This window comes from Muribaculum sp. NM65_B17 (assembly GCF_004793735.1).
In the GTDB taxonomy this organism is placed as follows: Bacteria; Bacteroidota; Bacteroidia; order Bacteroidales; family Muribaculaceae; genus Muribaculum; species Muribaculum gordoncarteri.
This window is the reverse complement of record NZ_SRYY01000002.1, coordinates 461,741-483,422: the sequence shown is the minus strand read 5'-3', so window position 1 is coordinate 483,422 and position 21,682 is coordinate 461,741. Positions and strand designations below refer to the sequence as shown.

The 21,682-nt window shown below is 52.9% G+C and carries 12 protein-coding genes; 1 reads left to right on the top strand and 11 read right to left on the bottom strand.

What is annotated here, in order from left to right; translation table 11 throughout:
• Nucleotides 1-3: 3 nt before the first annotated feature.
• From E5354_RS04545 to E5354_RS04530, 4 genes are read right to left on the bottom strand one after another with little or no spacing between them, the layout of a single operon-like run.
• Nucleotides 4-3,243, bottom strand: a complete 3,240-nt coding sequence (locus E5354_RS04545) for a glycosyl hydrolase family 95 catalytic domain-containing protein (RefSeq protein WP_135946570.1) — start codon at nucleotides 3,241-3,243, stop codon at nucleotides 4-6.
• Between the two features lie 17 nt (nucleotides 3,244-3,260).
• Nucleotides 3,261-4,307 carry a glycoside hydrolase family 43 protein gene (locus tag E5354_RS04540; RefSeq protein ID WP_123395316.1) on the bottom strand — a complete coding sequence of 349 codons (1,047 nt, stop codon included), beginning with the start codon at nucleotides 4,305-4,307 and terminating at the stop codon, nucleotides 3,261-3,263.
• Nucleotides 4,308-4,335: 28 nt separating this feature from the next.
• Complete coding sequence (locus E5354_RS04535) at nucleotides 4,336-5,649, bottom strand: glycoside hydrolase family 43 protein (RefSeq protein ID WP_123395315.1); 1,314 nt, start codon at nucleotides 5,647-5,649, stop codon at nucleotides 4,336-4,338.
• 32 nt (nucleotides 5,650-5,681) lie between these two features.
• The gene (locus tag E5354_RS04530) at nucleotides 5,682-7,637 is read right to left on the bottom strand and encodes a glycoside hydrolase family 97 protein (RefSeq protein ID WP_123395314.1); all 1,956 of its coding nucleotides are present in this window, start codon (nucleotides 7,635-7,637) and stop codon (nucleotides 5,682-5,684) included.
• Nucleotides 7,638-7,803: 166 nt separating this feature from the next.
• Between E5354_RS04530 and E5354_RS04525 the strand changes: the two genes are divergently transcribed.
• On the top strand, nucleotides 7,804-9,240 hold the full coding sequence (locus E5354_RS04525; RefSeq protein WP_123395313.1) for a DUF6057 family protein: 1,437 nt from the start codon (nucleotides 7,804-7,806) through the stop codon (nucleotides 9,238-9,240).
• A gap of 1 nt (nucleotide 9,241) precedes the next feature.
• Here the strand turns inward: E5354_RS04525 and E5354_RS04520 are convergent, their stop codons facing one another.
• The 7 genes from E5354_RS04520 to E5354_RS04490 all read right to left on the bottom strand — a co-directional run bounded on the left by E5354_RS04520 (nucleotide 9,242) and on the right by E5354_RS04490 (nucleotide 21,663).
• On the bottom strand, nucleotides 9,242-10,747 hold the full coding sequence (locus E5354_RS04520; RefSeq protein WP_123395312.1) for a TolB family protein: 1,506 nt from the start codon (nucleotides 10,745-10,747) through the stop codon (nucleotides 9,242-9,244).
• Nucleotides 10,748-10,795: 48 nt separating this feature from the next.
• Nucleotides 10,796-13,339, bottom strand: coding sequence for a glycosyl hydrolase family 8 (locus E5354_RS04515; RefSeq protein ID WP_123395311.1), 2,544 nt, complete (start codon nucleotides 13,337-13,339; stop codon nucleotides 10,796-10,798).
• A 21-nt stretch (nucleotides 13,340-13,360) separates the two neighbouring features.
• On the bottom strand, nucleotides 13,361-14,479 hold the full coding sequence (locus tag E5354_RS04510) for an alpha/beta hydrolase-fold protein (RefSeq protein ID WP_123395310.1): 1,119 nt from the start codon (nucleotides 14,477-14,479) through the stop codon (nucleotides 13,361-13,363).
• On the bottom strand, nucleotides 14,476-15,630 hold the full coding sequence (locus E5354_RS04505; RefSeq protein WP_123395309.1) for an alpha/beta hydrolase-fold protein: 1,155 nt from the start codon (nucleotides 15,628-15,630) through the stop codon (nucleotides 14,476-14,478). Before E5354_RS04505 ends, E5354_RS04510 begins: the two co-directional genes overlap by 4 nt.
• A gap of 26 nt (nucleotides 15,631-15,656) precedes the next feature.
• Complete coding sequence (gene xyl3A / locus E5354_RS04500; RefSeq protein WP_123395308.1) at nucleotides 15,657-18,218, bottom strand: xylan 1,4-beta-xylosidase; 2,562 nt, start codon at nucleotides 18,216-18,218, stop codon at nucleotides 15,657-15,659.
• Nucleotides 18,219-18,308: 90 nt separating this feature from the next.
• Nucleotides 18,309-20,609: an endo-1,4-beta-xylanase gene (locus E5354_RS04495; RefSeq protein WP_135946569.1), complete on the bottom strand. Its 2,301-nt coding sequence runs from the start codon at nucleotides 20,607-20,609 to the stop codon at nucleotides 18,309-18,311.
• Between the two features lie 10 nt (nucleotides 20,610-20,619).
• Nucleotides 20,620-21,663 (bottom strand): DUF5627 domain-containing protein, encoded by a 1,044-nt coding sequence (locus E5354_RS04490; RefSeq protein WP_123395306.1) that lies wholly within the window; start codon nucleotides 21,661-21,663, stop codon nucleotides 20,620-20,622.
• Nucleotides 21,664-21,682 lie beyond the last annotated feature (19 nt).

The following is a 21,682-nucleotide window of genomic DNA, read 5'->3' as shown; positions in this document are numbered from 1 at the left end:
CTTCTACAGGTCGGCATATACAGTTATTACATCGCCGGGGGCGGTGTCAATGTCGTATTCATATATTTCAGGGAGGTCGACACGGACATCGGCAGCATTACCGTTAACAATGGGCTTAGCCACCTTGGCGCTTGCATAGAGCGGATTGGGGCATGGGCCCGAAGCCTTGCGCAGATTGTCGCCCTTCAGCGGCACATAGGAACGCAGGCGCAGAACACCGCCGTTACGCGAGGCAATGCGCGCTTCGCTGAGTTTTCCATCGTTCCATGTCATGTTGACATCGAAGTTTCCGCGAGCCTTCAGTCCGGTCACGCTTCCGGCGTTCCATGCATCGGGAAGAGCGGGCAGCAACTGCACAGCTCCGTCGTGACTCTGAAGAAGCATCTCGGCCACACCGGCAGTAAATCCGAAGTTACCGTCGATCTGGAACGGCGGATGCGCGTCAAACATGTTGGGATACAATCGTCCGTCAGGATATTTGCGTGCGCTGCGGTCGTCGGGCAGCAGTGAGATGAGATTGCGCACTATTTCGTAGGCATGATTGCCGTCGAGCAGTCGCGCCCACAGGTTGAGCTTCCATCCTATGCTCCATCCGGTAGCCTTGTCACCGCGCTGGTTCAATGTATTACGTGAGCCTGCGAAAAGAACGGGATTGGCATACGGCGAAATCTGATTGCTCGGATAGAGTCCGTAGAGATGTGACACATGGCGATGCTCGTCACGTGGATTATCGGCATCGACAAGCCATTCCTGCAACTGTCCGTGACGGCCCACCTGCATGGGAGGCAGACGGTCGATAGTGCGGCGCAGCGAATCACGGTAAGCGGCATCCACTCCGAGAACCTCGGCAGCCAGCATAACGTTGTTCATCGCGTCAAACGCTATCTGATTGTCCATCGTGCATCCTGCTATAATTATAGAGCCATCACTGCTGTAACCGTGCTCGGGCGATGTAGAAGGGACGGTAACGAGCCATCCGTGACGGGGATGCTCCACCATATTGCTCATGCAGAAATCGGCACAACCCTTCATTATGGGATAGTACTTCTTCAAGAACTCCTTGTCGCCGGTATAGAGGTAGTGCTGCCACAAGTGGGTAGCAAGCCATGCACCGCCATTGGGCCACATGCCCCAGGCAGCGGCATCAACGGGACCGCAAGCGCGCCATATATCGGTGTTGTGATGGGCAACCCATCCTTTTGCGCCGTATAGCTCGGAGGCGGTAACGACACCAGTTTTCGACAGATCGGTAATCATGTCAAACAACGGCTGATGTGTTTCGCTCAGGTTGGTAACCTCGGCGGGCCAATAGTTCATCTCGGCATTTATGTTGAGAGTGTATTTGCTGTCCCACGGAGCATTTGAGCTTGCATTCCATATACCCTGAAGATTGGCAGGCTGTCCGCCGGGCTGGGAAGAGCTGATGAGCAGGTAACGTCCATACTGGAACAACAGCGCGGCAAGCTGCTCATCGCCTCCGTCACGATAGGCCGCAATGCGACTGCGTGTGTCGGCTTTCGACTTGGAACTGCTGGGGAGATTCAGTGTCACACGACCCATCATGTTTTTATAGTTGCGCACGTGCATGGCCGCAAGCATGAAATAGGGACGCTTCATGGCCGCAGCCAGAGTCTTTGAAGCCGATGCAAGAGCATCGCCGCTTGTGTTGTTGTAACTTACAAAGTTGGTGGCACCCGAAATGTAGATTGTGGCATTGCCCGCATCCTTTACCGAAAGCGAGTCACCGCTGCACGACAGCTGTCCGTCGGTTACAACCTTGACAATTGCAGCGGCATGCAATGCCGCGGGAACACCTTCCTGCTCTACCCCGTTTATCGAAATCGTGAGCGAGTCGCCCGAAGCCTTGACTGTGTGCTCGAGCTGACAAGAGTAACCGAGATTGAAGTTGAGCGCACCCTTGCGGTCGGCCTCGATTGTCATAACGATTATGTCGTTGCCAAATGGAGCAAAAGCAGTGCGACGATAACGCACGCCGTCGACAACATAGGTAGTGGCCGCCATGGCGTTGTCAAGGTCGAGTGTACGGGAGTAGTCGCTGTAGTTGTTTTGTCCGGGGAAATTGAGGAACAGGCTTCCGAAGGGAAGATAACGCATTCCGTGCTGCGGAGTCATGAATGTAGCATCGATGAGTTTCTGGGCCTCGCCGAACTTGTCGGCAAACACCAGTCCGCGTATCGAGTCAAGAGCCTGACGGGCAGCAGGGTTGTTGTTGCTGTAGGGACCGCCGGCCCAGAATGTTTCTTCGTTCAACTGAATCTCGTCACGCGGAACTCCGCCGTATATCATGGCACCCATCTTGGAGTTTCCGATAGGCAGAGCCTCAACCCAGGTCTTGGCCGGCTCATTGTAGGTGAGCCTCATGTCGCCGGGTACAATCGACACCTCGGCGGGAACGCCCATAAGCTCGAGCATCTTAAGCGCATAACGCTCGCCGAGCTTGCGATAGCCCTGAGCGGTGAAATGCAGTCCATCGGGAGCGCCCTGACATCCGGCCGACGATATGACATGGCCCGTAGGTATAACCTCGGGAATCTTGGCAATGATCGTATTCATGCCGGCACAGTGGCCGCCCGATTCGGCAGGAAGCATCTCGCCTACAAGCAACGGCACATCCTTGGCCTTGAGCTTCAAGTCCTTCAATAGTCGGTTATAGACTTTCTTGACCTTGTCGAGCCACTCGATTTCGCCGTTATTTGACTCGCCCTGATGAACCAATATACCCTTGATCACACCATCCTTCTGAGCTGAACGGGCAAGTTCAACAAGATGACGATAGGGATGACCGTCGTAGGATGACGCAAAGTTCTTCATCCAGTCGGCCTGCTTGGAAAGATATTCTTCGCATATATCTTCGTCAAACAGCTCTATCTTGCAGCCGCCAATGGCGACATTGATCACGCCCACCCTTACATCCTCGGGGAGATTGGCAACCAAAGTGCGTCCGAAATAATCGGCCGGAGTCAATCCGGTGTTGCAACGAGCCAACGGCGGAACGGCTGTGTACCACTTGCCTTTTTCACGTCCGAGTTCGGGACAATCCACCGCCGACATCATCAGCTGTCGCGGGCTTATGCCAAGTCGGTCACACTCTTCAATGGGAGCGTTACCCTCCATGTTGGACTGTCCTAAACAAAGGTATATGTGAAAGTTTTTGTCGGGATGACTCTTGGCCGACAAGCCAAGAGCCATCACCATCAACAAAATCCAAATACTTCTTTTCATATTCGTTAACTTTTTAATTATTCAAGGATACCGCCACCTATCGTCTGCTCTACAGGTATCATCAAGCCGTTTTCATCGTAATTGAGTTTGTCGACACACACTGCACGACGACCGATTGCACCGGGAATGCTGTCGATTGTAAGGTCGGCATTGTGATAGAAGAGATAGGTCTGACCGTTGAAATCGGCAATTCCCGGGTGTATTGTGAAGCTGTTCTTGGCAGCACCGGTCACCTCACCGCGCGGAGTCCACTCGCCATTGACACTGTCGGCTGTGGCATAAGCGATAGTTTCACCGCCGTTACCTATTGAAGCATAGGTCAAATAGTAGATGTCGCCACGCTTGTGCAGCCAGGGTCCCTCAACGTAACGAGGTACATCGACAACCTTTATGTCGCCGTCGATTTCGATCATGTTGGGCTTCAGCTTGGCAAGGAAGCAGGTTCCGTTACCCCAGCACAGCCATGCATCGTCACCGTCGATAAGCACTGTGGGATCGATGTCGTTCCACCATCCGCGCTTACCGTTGTCGGTCATGTCATCCGATACAAGAGGCTTGCCGATTGCATCTACAAACGGCCCTGTGGGGCTGTCGCTCACGGCAACACCCACTGCATAACCGGGATACTCCTCGTTGCCCTGCAAAGTTGTATAGTAATAGAACTTACCGTCACGCTCAACCACCTGCGAAGCCCAGGCATCGCCCACTTCACGGGTCTTCTGCGACCAGGCAAAGTCGGAGGGGCGCAACACTACACCGTGGTCGGTCCACTCCTTCATGTCGGGAGTAGAGTAGCACAGCCATTCGGTGATGTTGAACTCCTTGCCGCCCGAAGCCGAGTCCTGACCGGCATAGTACTCGTCATGTCCTACATAGAGGTAAAGACGGCCGTCATGCACCATCGGGGCCGGGTCGGCGGTAAACTTGTTTTTCACGATAGGATTGCCTACGAAAGCGAAAGTGCTGTCCTTTGGCTCTTCGGTATTGGCTTCACCCTTTTTTGTTCCTGTACCGGCACAGCTTGCAAGCATGCACAGTACAGCCATTGCAATGTAAGATTTCATTTTTTATCTAAAGCTTGTTATTCTGCGTTTAATTGAATTGCCAGTAGTCCCATTCAAACAGATTGTCACCGTCGCCCTTGAAGCAGAACACTACATCGTGTACACCCTTGGCTCCCTTGACCTTGCACTCCGACAAAGAGAAGTCGGCTGATGACTTGAGGGGAAGTGTTGCTACCACGGGACCCTTGTCGCTGTCAAGACGCACCTCGATTACCGCACCCGGCTTGGCGTTGCGGGTTGCCGCTTTGAAGTTCTTGGCGCCTTTCTTGCCGAAATCGACACCGCGCAATGTGAGCGTTTCGCCATTGTCAATGTTGTTGACGCATATACCTCCGTCGGCGAGAGGAGCGGTCTTCAATCCGTAGCCCCAAGCCATTGTTTCGGCCTCAACTCTGCGATAGGGGTTGAAGAATTCTATCTGCTCGAGAACGTTGTCCTTCCAATAGGGAACCTCCTTGATAGTTCCATCTGGATTGTAGTGCATTTCGGCTGCTGAAACCGAACGGCGTTCCTTGTGCTGGTCGGTTTCAATGCGCAACAGGTCATAATTCAATCCGAACACATAGGATTTTCCCTTATAGTCGATTATACCGGGATGGTTGCCGCGAGTGCGCTGAGTGTGGTCCATGATGTGACCCTTGTATTCCCAAGGCCCTGTGGGGCTGTCGCTCATAGCATAGCCTATACCCTCGGGGCAGCATGTCGACGCAAACGCGAGATAGTAGTGTCCGTTTCTCTTATAGAACCATGGCCCCTCCTGATAATCTTCGATATGAGGCAGTTTCACGATGTCACCCGAATAGGAAATCATATCCTCGTTCAGCTTCACATAGTAAAGATTGGGATTTCCCCAATACATGTAAGCCTGTCCGTCATCATCGATGAACACCGTAGGATCTATGTCGTCCCAATGCTCTTTCTGCCAAACAAGCGCCTTGCCTATGGGATCCTTAAACGGGCCGTAAGGCGAATCGGCTACGAGCACGCCTATACCGTTACCGTGAATCGGGCAATACATGTAGAACTTGCCGTTACGCTCGATTACCTGTTCGGCCCAGGCTCCGTTATCCTTGTCAATCCACTTGAAATCCTTCAATGAAGCCACAGCGCCCCGGTCGGTCCAGTTAACCATGTCGGTTGAAGTGTAAAGCAGCCAGTCAAGCATCTTGAATCCCTCAGCATCATCCTCATCGTGAGTAGTGTAGAGGTAAATAGTGTCATTATATACCATCGGCGCGGGGTCGGCGGTGTACTTTGTCTGAATCAGCGGATTCTGAGCCGCAGCAAATGGAGCCCCCAAAGCAACCAGTGCTCCAAAAGTCATTAAATCAATAATTTTCATGAAATGTGCATATATGGATTTATGGTTAATACCTATTTTGCATTGCCAACTACGACGAGGCCGCCCTTGCTCGGAATAGACACCTTGAGAGGCTTCTTCTTGTTGAGCTTCATCTCCTTGGCGGTGCCGTTGAGAGTCTTGTCGTCGGTATACATCATGACGGGCTGCTCGCGGTCGAGCATGGGAAGTTCAAGCGACAGCTCACACGGAGCGTCCTGAGCGTTCACACCCGCAATGTACCACTTGTCGCCGTTGCGGCGTGCCACAACGACATAACGACCGGGGTAACCGTCGATGAACTCAATGTCGTCCCATGTAGTGGGAACGCTCTTCATGAAATCGATAGCCCATGCCGGAGCATCGGTGAGGTTGTTGGGAGCAAGAGCGAAGTGCTGCACGGGACTCTGGAACAACACCGCTGTAGCGAGAGCAAATACATCGGATGTCACGCGTCGGCTGCCTCGGTTGGGTTCGTTCTTATAGTTGTAGAACTTGTTGAGCGCACTGCCGCCGAAGTCCATGCTGCCCACAGTGTTGCGAATGAACGGATGCAGTGTTGCGTTGAAAGCCTCGGCGTCGCAGCTACCCTGCGAGAAGTGCAGGTTCTCGCTTGCAAGCACGGCTTCGCTCGCAGCATAGTTGGGATACATTCTCTCCCATCCGCGAGGCAACGTGCAGCCGTGGAATATGACGAGAAGTCCGTAATCATTGGCATCGGCGAGAATATCCTCATAGATGCGCATCATCTCCTGCTTGTCACCGCCGAAAAAGTCGACCTTTATGCCGCGAATGCCGTTGTCGTGCATCCACTTCATCTCACGGCGACGGGCGATTGCGTTATCCATGATGCCACGCGGTCCCTGCGGAGCGTGATTCCAGTAGCCGTTGGAGTTGTACCACAGATAGAGGTCAACGCCCTTTGACTTTCCGTAACGTGCAAGCTCTTCAATCTTGTCATAGCCTATCTGGGTGTCCCAAAGCGCATCTACAAGTATCGACTCATAGCCCATGGCGGCCGAGAAGTCGATGTAACGGCGCTGCTCATCGTAATTTGTAGCACCGTCCATACCTATGATCCAGCTCCATGAGCCCTTGCCGTAGTCGTAATTCTGTGACGGTTCATATTTGCATGACACAACATCAAAAGGAGCGGTGGTTTCAACGATGGGAGCGAGGTCGGTTCCCACGGTGATTATGCGCCACGGAGTTTCACCGGGAAGAGGTATTCCGGCAAAAGCCGAGCCGAGTCCGTTCATCTCACCTTCCTGGGGATAGCCTATGGTGTAGGTGTTGCCGTTACCTCCCATGAGTCGGCTTGCACAGTAACCGCCGTCGACTCCTGTTTCGGAGATGAGAGTCCATCCCTTGTCGCCGTTACGGAAAAGGCAGGGGAATGAGTAACCAGCGCCAAAACCGTTCTTGCCAAGTGCATCGTCAACGGTATAGGAAGTTTCGTAACTGGGCGAAGTGCCGGCGAAACCGCCCATAGGCTTACTCTGCGGACACAGGAATGTAGTTGTGCCGTCGGGCATGACAAATCCGGTAGCCTCGCTCTTGACGACGCTGCTGCGTCGGTCGCGCTGCGGATATATGTGATACTTGAATGCGACATCATTGTCGGCTACCTGAAAGATGACATCATATACCGGCTTGCCGTCACGTGTGAATTTGAATGTGCGCTGATTGGCGTTATAATCAACGTTGCTTTTCTTGATGTTGGGAAGCGAATAGCTCTCATGAATTTCGGTCACGGGCGTAACTTCGGTCATGGTCATGCCTGAAGTGTAGTCACCCAAGTCGCTTACAAAGCCCAGCGGCGACGGCATCAGGAAATCGACTCCGTCGTATTTCACACTGTATTTCGGAGTGCCCGCTGCATCGGTCACTTCAACGCTGAGTTTGCCATCGGGACTCGACACAACATCTGACGCAGCAGATGCCGAGAGCGCCGTGGCCAATCCTAAAAATAATAGACTGAATTTATCCATTGCAATAAAAAAAATCTTTGGTTATTTAACAAAATTAAGCCTAAAATGCGAATATGACAACTAAATATGTAACATAAATCTCTACCCATGTTACGATGCAGCTATTTGACCCTCATTCGTTATCCGATAATAATAAATTTCACTATTTTTGCAAAAAAGTCACGCTATGTCACCAGTAAAAAATAAAGTCAAATTCACACTAACGCCCAATATCATCACATTATCGGCATTCATTGTATTCTCATACATGCTGCTCGCAGTGAAAAACGGGTACATGTTACGATGGTATGATGAGATGTCACTATTCCTGCCCGACAGAATTTTCTTCGATTCATTCATGAACTATCCGGGAGGAATATTGCGTTACATCGGCGCGTTCCTCACACAATTAATGTACTATCCCTGGCTGGGTGTAACGATACTTGTTGCGCTGTGGATTTTCATGTCATGGGTAATCAAGCTCGCTTTTTCGCTTGACGGATCGGCCTATCCGCTCACCATCGTAGCACCGCTGCTGATGATTGCAACCATAGTGCAGCTCGACGAGGCATGGCTTTCGCTCAACACTCCGGGTTACCTATTCTCCAACACATTCGGATTTACGCTGTCGACAGCAGCGTTACTTGCCTATCGCTCCATCGGCAATCCGCTGTTAAGAGCCGTTACAGGAGTGATAATCGTTGCAACATACCCGCTTTTCGGCTTCTTCGCCCTGCTCGCCGGGGTAATGTGCATTGCCTGTGAGGCGGTTACAATAACGCTCTCGCGCCGCTATGGAGGCATTGCGGCCGTCGTAGTGACGATTGTAGCAATAATTGCAGTTCCGCAACTCTACTTCAGATATATGCCGGGAACTACGGTCGACAACAACTGCCTCTATGTCAAAGGTCTTCCCGAGCTGATGATGAAGGGATGGGACATGTATCTGTGGATTCCATTGATTGCCACGAGCCTGCTGTTGGTGATATTGGCTGCGACGCAGAAATTAATCGGCGAAAAATTCAAGTCGTCGAAAGGAGTAAACTATCTCACCATCGCGTGTGCGGTGCTGACGGCTCTCTACGTATATTCGGCCGGACAGAAAAGCGAACAACTGCGTGCCACGGTGTTGATGTTGTATCACATCGACCATAACCGATGGGACAATGTAGTGAACGTTATGTCACGCGTGAAGGAACAACCCGACTATAACATGACGCTGCTCAACAACACTGCATTGATAAAACTCGGAGGAGGTGCCAACAGCACGATAAAACCTCGAAACACACCCGACGGCAATCCCCGAAAAAATGAATCATTCACAATGACCGCATTCGTGCAGGTTCCCGTGAACTACCACCTCGGCAAGACCAACCAATCATACCGATGGGCGATGGAGCACTCGGTGAAATACGGCAAACGCGTGTATTTCCTCAAATACATGGTGAAATGTGCGCTGCTAAACGATGAATTCAAGCTTGCCAAGCGTTACAACGACCTGTTGATGTCGACAATGTTTCACCGCAACTGGGCCGAACACTACAACCGTTACATCGAAAATCCCGAATTGATGAAACAGAGCCAAGAGTTCATGTCAATACCCAAACTGATATTGGCCGATTGAGCTATTCAACCGAGATGGAAACGAACTTTACAGGACATGCATCGCCGAGAACGGCATCGAGCAACTCGGCTCGCGGCACCTCAACCGGCGCTACAAAAAATTCAGGAACATTATAGGACTTCATCAGGTGACGATAGTAGTCAGGCGACTCCTGCGGCACGACAAATGCCTTTGAGGCCTTTCCTTCGGGAGAAAAATAGGTTATATAGGGACGCGTATAAGATCCGTCGTCACGACGCGAACTGAACACGATCCAACGCGAATTGGACGACCAGGAATGGTAGCTTTCAGTGTCGTCACTGTTGGCTTCGGTAAGCTCACGGTTCTCACCGGTTTCCAAATCAACTACATAGAGGTCGCTCTCAGGATGCCATATATGGAATGTGCCGAACGGGGCCATGCTGTAGAGCAGGTAACGTCCGTCGGGCGACACTCGGGGAAGTAACGCGCTTTTTCCCGATGACGCTACATTGACAATCGTATCGGGGCGGGAGAAACGATAGGTTTCGGGATCGAAGTCACGGTACACTATGTCATAACGCACGCTGTCATACTTTTCAATGATGTTTCCGGGTCCTACACCTTCGGGATAGGCGGCAACCGAATAGTAAAGGCGCTTGCCGTCGGGATGCCATGCCGGGAAGGTTTCCTGCAGAGTCGTGTCGGCTGCGATGTTGCGCACTTCGTCACGGTCGATGTCGTAGAGAATCATGTCGGACTTCGTGTCGTAGACCTCAACCTTGCGGTCGCCCACCGAAAAGAATCGCTGCTTGGTGGTGTTGACCGAATAGGCAATGAGATTGAGCGTAGGATGCCATGCGGGATAAACTCCGGCCGCCAACGTGCTGTCGGTCTTCAGATTCACCTTGCGCACTTTGCCATCGGTCATCAATACCGTGCCGCCATGGAACTGACGCACATGAAACTGCGAACTGCCGTCGCGATATTGGTTACGCGGCACGTGACAGTTGATGCAGAATCCTCGGCTGTCGTCGTTAAGTAACGTGTTGTTGAACACCACATCCTCATCAAACGATGTCAAGTCACGCTGATTGATGGTGAGCAGGGCATATTGCTCATAGGATGGTTCGATAAGTCGGTAAGAGATGTAAGGGTCTATATCGTCGGGAGCCACAGTGTTGGAAAACGTGTAACGCTTCCACTTGCCGCTGTCGTCCTTTACATACACTTCATAGTCGAGTGTCTTTCCGCGATTGGCTTCAAGCAGTTTATGCCAATCGTCGATATTCCACTTCACCACACGGCCGGCGGCAGTGAGTTCACCGCCGTCGGCCCCTGTGATGCGTGTTACGTATTCTTTGCCGGGATTTACAATCTCAAAGTTCATCGGCGCGATATTGGGAGGTATCACTATCCCGGTATAGTCGGGAGTGATTTCGGGAGCCGTGCCGGCATCCGTCACATTATCGACAGGCACACTTGCGGTGCAGCCTGCAATGTATATCGCACATAGAAATGCCGAAAGGCATTTGAGAATGTAATCCATAACTAAAGAATCGATGTGATAATTTTTTTCTTTAGCTAAGTTACACAATTAAATTGATTCCGAGCTATTTCCAGCAGGACAAATTACACGATAATTGCCACTGAGGTGCATGAATGCAAAGAGTCGCAGCAATCCGTCGTAATAAGCGTCGAAATAACCGTCATCGTAGGGCTGATGACCCGAATTCCACAGCTTGTGGATGAACTCATAGCACTTGGGATCGGTACATGCGAGAGAAACCGCAGCCGAAGTAGCCACAAGCCCGAGTGAGTGACGCAGTTTTGTCTTACCTCCGGCTGAAGCTATGCGCTCAACTGTAGAGCCGTCGACATTGTACTGGTCAACGAAGTCATCGATACCCTGTGAGTAGAGGAAGTCCTGAATGCGGTTGCCATAGGCACGCTGCCAATCGCCGTCGGCACACGACCAAGAGTAATCAAGCGCAATGTTCATGGGCACACGCCAAGAGTCGAAGCGGAAAGCGTCGCCGAAAATGCCGTTACGGCCGAGCAGTGTACCGTCGTAGTTGCTGTAGTCGGGGTTTAGGCCGGTAACGGGGTGAGTACACTTGTGCAGATATTCGCGGCTTGCCTGAGCACACTCAAGCCAATACTCCGAACGGTTGTCGCCGGCCCATTTGGCCCATACTTCGTAGAATGCGGGCAGATGATAGGAAGGGTCGGTATAGCGTCCCCCCCAACGATCGGGGGTAAATGTAATGAGCTTGTGGTTGACATCGATCAACGGAGCCACACGGTTGTGACCTGTCTTGAGCATCGACTTGTCAAGGATGTTACGTGCCTCGGCAAGATAGTTGATGCCGGTGTCATTGCCCCAGCGGTTGGAGGCGAATATAAGCGATGTGATGTAGTAGAGCTCACCGTCGGAAGCAGGGCCTTGAGAGTTACGTGTACCGTCGGTCTTGCAGCTCCATGCAAAGTATCCGTCCATGTCACCCGAAGAGTGCTGCATGTACTTGCGGCACCAACGCCACAGGCGATCAAAGACATCCTTCTTGTCAAACTGAACGGCAATCATCATTCCGTAGGACATACCTTCGGTGCGCACATCATGGTTCTTTATGTCGGAGATGTAGGCCATCGAATCGCCCACCTCAAAGTAAACCTTGTTGGGACCGTGGAAAACGCTGTCGTAGATGGCGGCAAGCTTGGCATCGATTTCGGCCTGAGAATATCCGGCCTCGGCAAACATGTTGCGGTAACGACCTGTGGTCATAGCGCCCGCTGTCCAGGGAAGAGCGTCAAAGCCCACCCAGTCGACATCGACGCGGCCGTTCTGAAGAGCCACCACGAGGTCATGAACGCCAAGAGGAGCATCGCCGACGATGTCGGCTGAAACTACACGCCAGTCATTGCACTTGGGCACCTTTATCGAAGCAACCTTCTTGCCCTTGGGACCGTCGACGAGCACATTGAGCGTGCCTCCTGCAGATGACTTAACGCGGGCCGAAACGGTCTTGACGGGCTTCTCACCGAAGTTTACCTTATTATAACGTACCCATGAACCGCCCTTGCTGAACGAGCTCTTCCAGCCGTCAAACTTGTTGTCGGGATTGAGGAAGTCAATCTTGACACCCTTGGGGCTTATGTCGCTGTAACGGTCAATCTCAATGTGACGACGAGCATCGGATATACCTACGCCACGGAGAGTGGGAACTACCGGACGGATAGTGCCGTCGGCATTGAACTCAAGCGAGTCGATGCGAGCCGAACGGTTCTTGTCAAACTCGGGAGAGTAGTCGTTGTGATGATAGAAGAGATACCACTGACCGTTGTACTCTACAATCGAGTGATGGTTGGTCCAGCAGCCTGTAGGCGATTCTTCCATTATAGTGCCCTTGAACTCAAACGGGCCGAGGGGATTGTCACCCATTGCATAGGCCAAAGTTTCGGTGTCCTTGCGTACCCAGGGGAATGTATAGTAGTATTTTCCTTTGCGCTCAAATACAAAAGGACCTTCCTTGAAGCCGTCGGGCAGACCTTCGATTCTCACGGGATCGGAAGCGAGCTCGACCATGTTATCCTTAAGCTTTGCTCCCATCATGCCTCCTCCCGACCAGTAGATGTAGCTCTGGCCGTCGGTGTCGATGAGGACGCACGGGTCGATACCGTTTACACCCTTGATAGGCTCACGCATAGGCATGAACGGGCCGGTAGGCGATGTCGATCGGGCAACACCTATCTGGAATCCGCGACGCTCACCCTTGGGTGCCGAAGGGAAGTAGAAGAAGTACTCTCCGTTCTTGTAAACGCAATCGGGCGCCCACATCGAATAAGAATCGGGGCGTACCCAAGGCACATTGTTCTGAGTTATTATCATGCCGTGGTCGGTCCAGTCGACAAGATTGTCGGAGGAGAATACATGATAATCGGCCATGCAGAACCATTCCTTGAGGCTCTCGATGGGGCTGGGAATGTCGTGCGATGGATAAAGATACATTTTTCCATTAAAAACTCGCGCCGTAGGGTCGGCGGTAAACTGGTCACGTACAATGGGGTTCTGGGCCGTCGCAAACATCGAGGCCAACCCTAACGCGCCGGTAGAAATGATAGTTAAAAATCGGTGGTTCATGGTGACTTTAAAAAATTACTATTATTTGAAAATTCGCTGTGCAAAACGATAGAGGCTTTCGCGCCAAACGGGCCATGTGTGGCCGCCGGGAGTTTCAAAGTACTCATACTTCAATCCCAGGTCGTCGAAACGCTTCATCATAACCTGACAATTATTGTAGGCGATATCCTCCTTACCTCCCATCGAGATCCACACATTGCGGAACTGACGGTTGAAGTAATCGGTATCCTTCTTGATGCGGTCGTAATACTTCTCGGTGTCGTTGCCCATACCGCCGGGAGCGGCCGAAGTGGCCCACCAGCCCGAGCTGAACACGCCAAGATTGCTGAAGAGTTCGGGATGCGTGATAGCGGCGTTCAACGCATGGATTCCACCCATCGAGAGGCCGGCGATGGCACGACCCTCGGGACCTGCGATGACGCGATAGTTGCTCTCGACCAAGGGAATGCACTCCTTGATGAGCTCCTCGGTGAAGTCACGGCTGTTGCCGTCGCTCATCACGATAATCATAGGCACGGCTTTGCCCTGGGCAATGAGGTTGTCCATGATTATGTCGGTGCGACCCTGCTGCGACCATCCGCGCTCGTCCTCGCCTCCACCATGCTGAAGATAGAGCACGGGGTAACGGTCGGTCGAGCTGTTGTAGCCCGGCGGAGTGTATATGAACATGCGCTTGTCGGCATTGTCGACCGACGAGTGGTAGCGACGCTGCACCACTTCGCCGTGAGGCACATCGGCCAACTCAAATCGCTTGTCACCCTCGGCATAGGGCACTTCAAGACCCGAAGCCATGACTCCGCAGCCGAAGAACGACTCGCTTGCCGGATCGGCAACCCTTGCACCGTCAACGACGAGGAAATAGTAGTGGAAACCGGGCATAAGCGAATCGGTGACACAACGCCACACACCGTTGTCGTCGCGCGTCATGTCATAAAGGCGGCCAAGGTCGAGCTGAACTTTCTTGGCTTCGGGAGCCTTCACTTCAAATGCGGCACGATTGCCGGGCAGGATGCGGGGCACCTGCGAACGACGCACTGCATTTACCGAAACTTGCCCTTCGGGCTTGCCGGCATCCCCGGCAACGATGGTGTTGCCGAGTGCCAGCGTCAAAAGCATTATGAATATCAATGTCCTTTTCATTTCTTGTCAGATTTAAATATCAACGGTAAAAATTCATTGAGGCAACGACGCCATGTGAGCCACTCATGATGAGTGCCGGGCGACTCATAGTAGATGCAGTTGATGCCGTTGTCGCGAAGGGCCTGGCTGATGCGGTCGCTTCCGAAATTCTCCTCCGAGCCCATTCCCATGAAGAGGGTGTGTACCTTGGAGTTGAAAGCGTCGGCATCGGCAAACACGCCGCCGTAGAGAGTGGGAATCTGATCAAGCGGGAGGAAGAGTGCGCCGCTGAATGTGCCTATGTGCGAGAACTTGTCAAGATTGGGCAGCGCTGTCTGGAATGTTTCGCGTCCACCCCATGAGAGGCCGGCCATGGCACGGTTGTCGCGGTCGGTGAGTGTGCGGAAGTTGCTGTCGATGAAAGGAATAATCTCCTCAAGCATGATGGGAGTGAACGATGCGCCAAACTGCTCCATCGTTTCGCCCTTGCGTGCTCCGAATGAGTAACCGCAGTTGCCGTAGTCCATAACCACAATCATGGGCACGCACTTGCCGGCAGCAATCTGGTTGTCCATGATGTTGGCCATCATGCCTTGCTGCGACCATCCGCGCTCGTCCTCGCCCATTCCGTGCTGGAGGTAGAGAACGGGATAACGCTTCTGAGGCGATGTTTCATACTCGGCGGGAGTATAGACAAAGCAGCGACGCTCGGCATTCTCCAGATTGGAGTAGTACTTGCACTCGCGCACCTGTCCGTGAGGCACGTTCTTGTCAAATGTATAGTAGGCGGCAGCCTCCTTTGACTCGGGAATCTCGATGCCGCCCGACATCTTGCCGCAGCCGAAGAAAGCCTCGGTGGCGGGGTCGATGACCGAAACACCGTCGACAACAAGGAAATAGTAATGGAAACCCTCGACAAGCGGATCGGTGGTTCCGGTCCACACGCCGTCGGCATCCTTTGTCATGTCATACTTCTTGCCGCAGATGTCGACTTTTACATCCTTGGCATCCTTAGCAGCAAGCTTAAACGTGGCGCGTGACTGTGAATCGACACAGGGATACTGCGCTTCGGGGATGTTGGTCGAAGCGGGAGTTCCGTGAGGAGTGTCGTCTACGGCCAACGCGGTCATTGGCATAAGCGCCATGACCGCAGCGGTAATTAGATGATTCATAATTGATTGATTGGTTTGTGTAGTATTTATTTTAAAGTTAGGGGCAGTGATTTCAGATTCTCCGACGAGCCGCCGTAGAGAATCTCATATTTTCCGGGAGTGACGGCCATGCGTCCCGACTTTTGGTCGTAGGTCTTGAAAGCGTCGGGAGTGAGCGTGAATGCGATGTCACGGCTTGTTCCGGCAGGCAATGTCACGCGCTTGAAGGCACGTAACGTCTTGACGGGACCACCGAAGTCACCCTCCTTGCGGATGTAGACCTGCACAACCTCGTCGCCGTCACGCTTGCCTGCGTTACGCAGCTTGATGTTGAGGTTGACATTGTCGCCGCACTTGGCCGACTTGCGGTCGAGCGAAGCCGACTCGTAGTCAAATGTAGTATAGCTCAATCCGTGACCAAACGCATAGAGCGGCTTATCCTTCATGTAACGGTAGGTGCGTCCATCCATGCTGTAGTCGAGGAAGTCGGGAAGCTGCGAGTCGTCGCGGTAGAATGTCACGGGAAGTCGTCCGGCAGGATTGTAGTCGCCGTAAAGCACCTCGGCAACAGCGGTACCGCCGGCCTGACCGGGATACCATGCCTGAAGGATGGCATCGCATATCGAATCCTCGGGAGCGAGCGCAACGGCCGAACCCGAACAGTTGACATAGACAATCTTCTTGCCCTGCGCCTTGAGGTTCTTAAGCAGATTGCGCTGCATTGCCGGAAGCTCGATCGACTCGCGGTCGCCGCCACGAAATCCGGGCACGCTCACGGGCATCTCCTCGCCTTCGAGCGACGGAGCGATTCCGCCTACGAATATCACAACATCAGCGTCACCTGCATCGGTGTCGTAGTCCTTTATCATGCCTATGTCGAAGCTGAGCAGCGCCGTGCGGTCGCCGGCACCATAGAGCAACTCTATGTCGTAGCTCTTGCCCTTCTCGGCGTTAAAGGTGCAGGTGTAGGTGTTGCGATTACCCTTGGTCGAGTTGTCGACGAGCGTAGTGCCGTCGACCGAAAGGCGACGGAAGCCGTTGTCGGTGCGCAGCTGCATGGTATAGCGTCCCGACTCCTCGGGCTTGAATGTGCCCACGTAACGCGCCGAGAAATCGGTGAGGTTGACACCGGGGGCAAACACCGTGGCACCACCTGTCGACTTGTTGACGGGAACGGTGAGTCGCTCCACGGCCACCGATTGACCGTCGCGTGACTTGTTGTTCCAATAGGTTGCGGTGATTCCCGGCCTTCCGTCGGATGACAGGAGGTTGAAGCACGACACGAAATTATTGTTGATCACGTGGTCGCATCCACGCAGATAGGGAATGTCACGCCCGGTGATGTCACGCACTCCTTCAAGCACGGTGACGGTGTGGGACGGAAATCCGTTGTAGTTGCCCCACTGCATCACCGAGTCGTTGGCGTTGGGGCCCATGACGATTACCGAAGCGTTACGTGCAAGCGGAAGCACGCCGTTGTTCTTCAACAGCGTCATCGACTTGCGCGCCATGTCGAGAGCGAGGGCGCGGTTGGCCTTGCTCTCGACAGCCGACATGGGAATCGACGCCCAGGGCGATGAAGCGTCATCGTCCATCTCGCCGAGGCTGAAACGCGCTTCAAGAAGTCGCATGACGCTCTCGTCGATGGCTTCTTCGGTGATAAGGCCGCGGTCGATGGCCTCGCGCAGGTTGGCGAAGTCGGAGCCGCACTCGAGGTCGGTGCCCGACAGCACAGCATCGGCACTTGCATCGACACCCGACTGATGGGTGGCGTGGGCGCGCTTGTTGTGGAAGTCGTTCATGGCCCAGCAGTCGGTCACTATAATCTTGTCGTAACCCCACTCGTTGCGCAGGATGTCGATGAGGAGCTTCTTGCTGCTGCAGCAAGGCTCGCCCTCAAAACGGTTGTAGGCACACATCACCTGCCCTACCCCTGCGTCGACAAGGGTCTTGAACGCGGGCAGATAGGTTTCCCAAAGGTCGCGCGGATCGATGTCACGCGCATCAAATGAGTGACGGTTCCACTCCGGGCCGCTGTGCACGGCATAGTGCTTGGCACCGGCAATGGTCTTTATATATTTTGAGTCGGCGGGTCCCTGGAGTCCGTTGACAACGGCTTCGCCCATTACCGAAGCCAGATAGGGATCCTCGCCGTAGGTTTCCTGGCCGCGTCCCCATCGCGGGTCGCGGAAAATGTTGACGTTGGGTGTCCAGAATGTCAATCCCTGATAGCGGCCGTGACGGCCTTCACGACGGAATCCGTTGTACTTTGCACGCGCCTCGTCGCTGACTGCGTTGAAAGCTGCCAGCACGGCATCGTTGTCAAATGTTGCGGCCATGCCTATGGATTGAGGAAATACGGTGGCGAGTCCGGCGCGGCCCACGCCGTGCAAGGCTTCGTTCCACCAATTATATTCGGGAATGCCCAGCCTTTCAATGGCCGGGGAAACATCCATCATCAATGATATCTTTTCGTCGAGAGTAAGACGAGGCAACAAATCGGCGGCACGTTCATGCGCGCTAAGTGAAGCATCACGGTAAGGTTCGGGAGCCTGGGCTGAAGCTAAAAGCGATGCGATAGCCAACAAGGCTGACGGTATGAATCTCATGGGCAAAATGATTGGTTATGATGTTTAAGAATACAAAAATAGCATATTGTCGACAATAAATCGACAATATGCTATCAAAAAATTTTCAGATTACTGCTGGGTCAATGCGTCGCAGAAGCCGCCGTAAGCGGGTTTGCGGGCATAATTGATGTCCCAAAGACCTACAGGTTCTCCGGCACGCCATCCCGATCCGTCAGGTGAGTCGGTGATGCACCACTGGGTGATACCATACTGCTGAGCGGCAGGAATTATCTCGAAGTACTTGGTCACGATGAACTTGTAGTACTCGGCCATAGCCTTCTGCTGTTCAAATGTTACATCGGCGGTCTTGATGCTGTTGCCTTCAGCGTCGGCGATACCCATGTCAAGCTCAGAAATCTTGATGAGCTTGCCGGTCGATGCAAGAAGCTCAAGCATCTTCACTACGTGCTCTTCCTTGCTCTTCTGAGTTTCGGGATTCATGTAGTAGGTTACGTGCATCTGAGTACCGATACCGTCGATAACTGTTTCGCCGTCAGATTCCCAACGTGCAATCCACTCAATCAAGCTCTTGAGCTTCTGGTTGTCGTCCCAGTCGCTTTCAAGGTTGTAGTCGTTGATGAAGAGCTTGAGGTCGGCGGGGTTGCCTCCGAATTCCTCGAAGTACTGACGAGCAAACTTAACGGGGATGCGAACGAAGTCGTCGCCCAGATAGTCGCGCCAGAAGAACTTCTTATCGGCACCGTCGGTGTTGTTGGCCGACTGCAGTTCGTAACGCTGACCCCACGGGCCACCTGATACTGCCTCGTTAACAACATCCCAAGCCTTGACATAACCGCCGCAGGCTTCCATCATACCCTTGATCCAGCGCTCCAATTCGTTGGTAAGAGCTTCAGCCTTCTCTTCAGGAGTCAAAGGAATAGAGTTGCCGCTTACAAGTTCGGTATAGCTGTCGACGAATGTAGCAGGAACCATTCCGCCGCGCTTCTCCTTGGCGATGTAGTTGTCCTTCATGTTGTCGTCGTCGCAAGAGCTGTTCTTAATCATCTCGACACCGTTAATCTTCAAGCTGATGTCGTCGAAGTAGTAAGCATTGGCTGCTGCGAAGTCATTGAGGTTGAATGCGAATGAATGACCGCCGGCCATTGAGCCGTCCATTGTACCGCTGGCCTTGTACTCGGTCCACTTGGGTGTGAACTTGACGGTACCGCAACCTGCCCAGTGCAGATATTCACCTGCGCCCTTGTGAGTCTGGGTTCCGATAGAAGCCTCATAGTCGGCACGAACGTTCATTGACAATTCCCAGTTGTCACCTTCAGCGAAGGTAGCATCGGTCATAATCCAGAACTGAGAGTCCCAAGCTGCATCAACCATGTCGTCGGTTTCTACGCGGATACAACGACGGTCAACAGTGACTTCATATTCACCGGGAGCAGCCTGTATCTCCTTATAACTGTCGACAAAGCGAGAGGGAACTGTGCCACCGCGCTTCTCCTTCGACACGAAGTTGTCCTTCATGTTGTCGTCGTCGCAAGAGCTGTTCTTAATCATCTCGACACCGTTGATCTTCAAGCTGATGTCGTCGAAGTAATACTCATTGGCAGCTGCAAAGTCATTGATGTTGAATGCGAACGAATGACCGCCGGCCATTGAAGCGTCCATTGTACCGCTGGCTTTGTACTCGGTCCACTGGGGAGTGAACTTAACGGTACCGCAACCTGCCCAGTGCAGATATTCACCTGCACCCTTGTGGGTCTGGGTTCCGATAGAAGCCTCGTAGGTGGCACGAACATTCATCGACAATTCCCACTTGTCGCCTTCGGCGAAAGTAGCATCGGTCATAATCCAGAACTGGGTATCCCAAGCGGCATCGACCATGTCGTCGGAGCACACCTCGATACAACGGCGCTCTACTGTAACTTCCTGTCCGGGAGCATCGGGATCAACGGGAATTTCCTTATCGGCGATAAGAGAGTTAAGCCACTTCAGATTCTGCTGTTCATGCCAGCAGAGAGTGTGACCATAGATCGACATATTTGCAGCCTTGGCATTGTCGATAAACTGCTCGACAGTACCGAAGTTCATAGAACCGTCGTCGCCCACGATTGAAGCATACTTCATCTCGTTGCCGGCCGTCATTTCCATGAAGTTGGTGTTGGCAAGCATATAGACAGCCCCTTTCTTAGCGTAATCATCGGCGGCAAGGGCCACTCCCAACTTAAAGTCGGGAGATGCCTTGCTTGCTGATTCCAAATAAGACTTCAGGGTGCCGTAGCTGTTAAGATACTCATACTGAGCCAGTGATTCGGGTTTTTCGACCTCGAAACCGGAAGTGGTATCTATGTCATCGGCGCAACCCACCATTGCAGGAGCAAGAGCGAGTGCCCAAAGTAATTTGCTGTATTTATTCATAATCGGTTACTTATTTGTTATAGGTGGGCGTGAATGTTTCCATAATCACGTTACGTGACTGAACCACGAGAGTGTCAAGGGTGGCATACTGGCGGGGGCCGAAGTTAACCTGGTAGTCAAGATAGATGACATCCTGGTCGCGGTGGTCCCAGCTGTCCTTGTCGCCCTTCTCCACAAACTTACCTGAACCCGAAGCGGTCATGCCGGGAGTAGAGGTAGTGATTGTGCAGGCATTGTCGGTGAAGGTGAGTTCAAGATTACAGGTGAGTGTAGTCTTTGTGTCACCGTCGGTGATGACAGTCTTCACGGGGAAGATGCTCTTGTTGAGTCCGGCAGTAGTTACCGAAACAACCTCGTCCTGCTCAACATACTTGGCGTGACGCACGTTGGTAGAAGTAGCACCGTTCTCAGTGATCTTGTCGACACCGCGACGCAGGTAAGTTGCATGCCAGGGATTGATGTACTTTATACAGTAGAGCATGAAGTCCTTGGGCTGCACCGACCAAGCCGAAGCATCGCAACGGGCGGGAGAAGTGACACCTTCAAGCGGAGTACCCGAGAGGATAGCATCGGCACCGCGGGCGGCAACCATGCGCACGGGAATCACGTAGTTGGCGCTGAGCGCCTGAGGATCGGCAAAGAAAGCGTCGGTAAGGGTAACCTCAGAACCGAAGAGGAAGTCCTTCACCTTGGTGAGAGTGGTGCTTTCAAGCTTGTAGTAGCTTTCGGGCATCACCTTAACGGGGCGTCCGTCGCCAAAAGTGAGGTTATCGACCAATGAGGGGTCAACCACGATGTCGATGCTCAGGTTGCGAGAGTCGTAGCTACCGCCGTGAGTGGCGGTGATGCGGCACTTGTGCTGATTGTCGAGCGAGTTGTCCTGCTCGGGGTCGGTACCGAGAGTTAATGTTCTCACCGGATATTGATAGGCGAAATAAGCCGTGATGCCACCTTCATAATCGGGAAAATCGACATCAGAGTTCTTACATGACGACACACCGAAAACGAGCAGCGCGGCCATGCCTAATTTCACCGAATTTTTCATGAGATTCATAATGTTTCGTAGGTTTAAT

Coding starts and splice junctions, on each gene's coding strand:
- E5354_RS04520 (WP_123395312.1), bottom strand. CDS start 10,747: ATGGATTACATTCTCAAATGCCTTTCGGCATTTCTATGTGCGATATAC.
- E5354_RS04515 (WP_123395311.1), bottom strand. CDS start 13,339: ATGAACCACCGATTTTTAACTATCATTTCTACCGGCGCGTTAGGGTTG.
- E5354_RS04490 (WP_123395306.1), bottom strand. CDS start 21,663: ATGAATCTCATGAAAAATTCGGTGAAATTAGGCATGGCCGCGCTGCTC.
- E5354_RS04505 (WP_123395309.1), bottom strand. CDS start 15,630: ATGAATCATCTAATTACCGCTGCGGTCATGGCGCTTATGCCAATGACC.
- E5354_RS04545 (WP_135946570.1), bottom strand. CDS start 3,243: ATGAAAAGAAGTATTTGGATTTTGTTGATGGTGATGGCTCTTGGCTTG.
- E5354_RS04525 (WP_123395313.1), top strand. CDS start 7,804: ATGTCACCAGTAAAAAATAAAGTCAAATTCACACTAACGCCCAATATC.
- E5354_RS04495 (WP_135946569.1), bottom strand. CDS start 20,609: ATGAATAAATACAGCAAATTACTTTGGGCACTCGCTCTTGCTCCTGCA.
- E5354_RS04510 (WP_123395310.1), bottom strand. CDS start 14,479: ATGAAAAGGACATTGATATTCATAATGCTTTTGACGCTGGCACTCGGC.
- E5354_RS04530 (WP_123395314.1), bottom strand. CDS start 7,637: ATGGATAAATTCAGTCTATTATTTTTAGGATTGGCCACGGCGCTCTCG.
- xyl3A (WP_123395308.1), bottom strand. CDS start 18,218: ATGAGATTCATACCGTCAGCCTTGTTGGCTATCGCATCGCTTTTAGCT.
- E5354_RS04535 (WP_123395315.1), bottom strand. CDS start 5,649: ATGAAAATTATTGATTTAATGACTTTTGGAGCACTGGTTGCTTTGGGG.
- E5354_RS04540 (WP_123395316.1), bottom strand. CDS start 4,307: ATGAAATCTTACATTGCAATGGCTGTACTGTGCATGCTTGCAAGCTGT.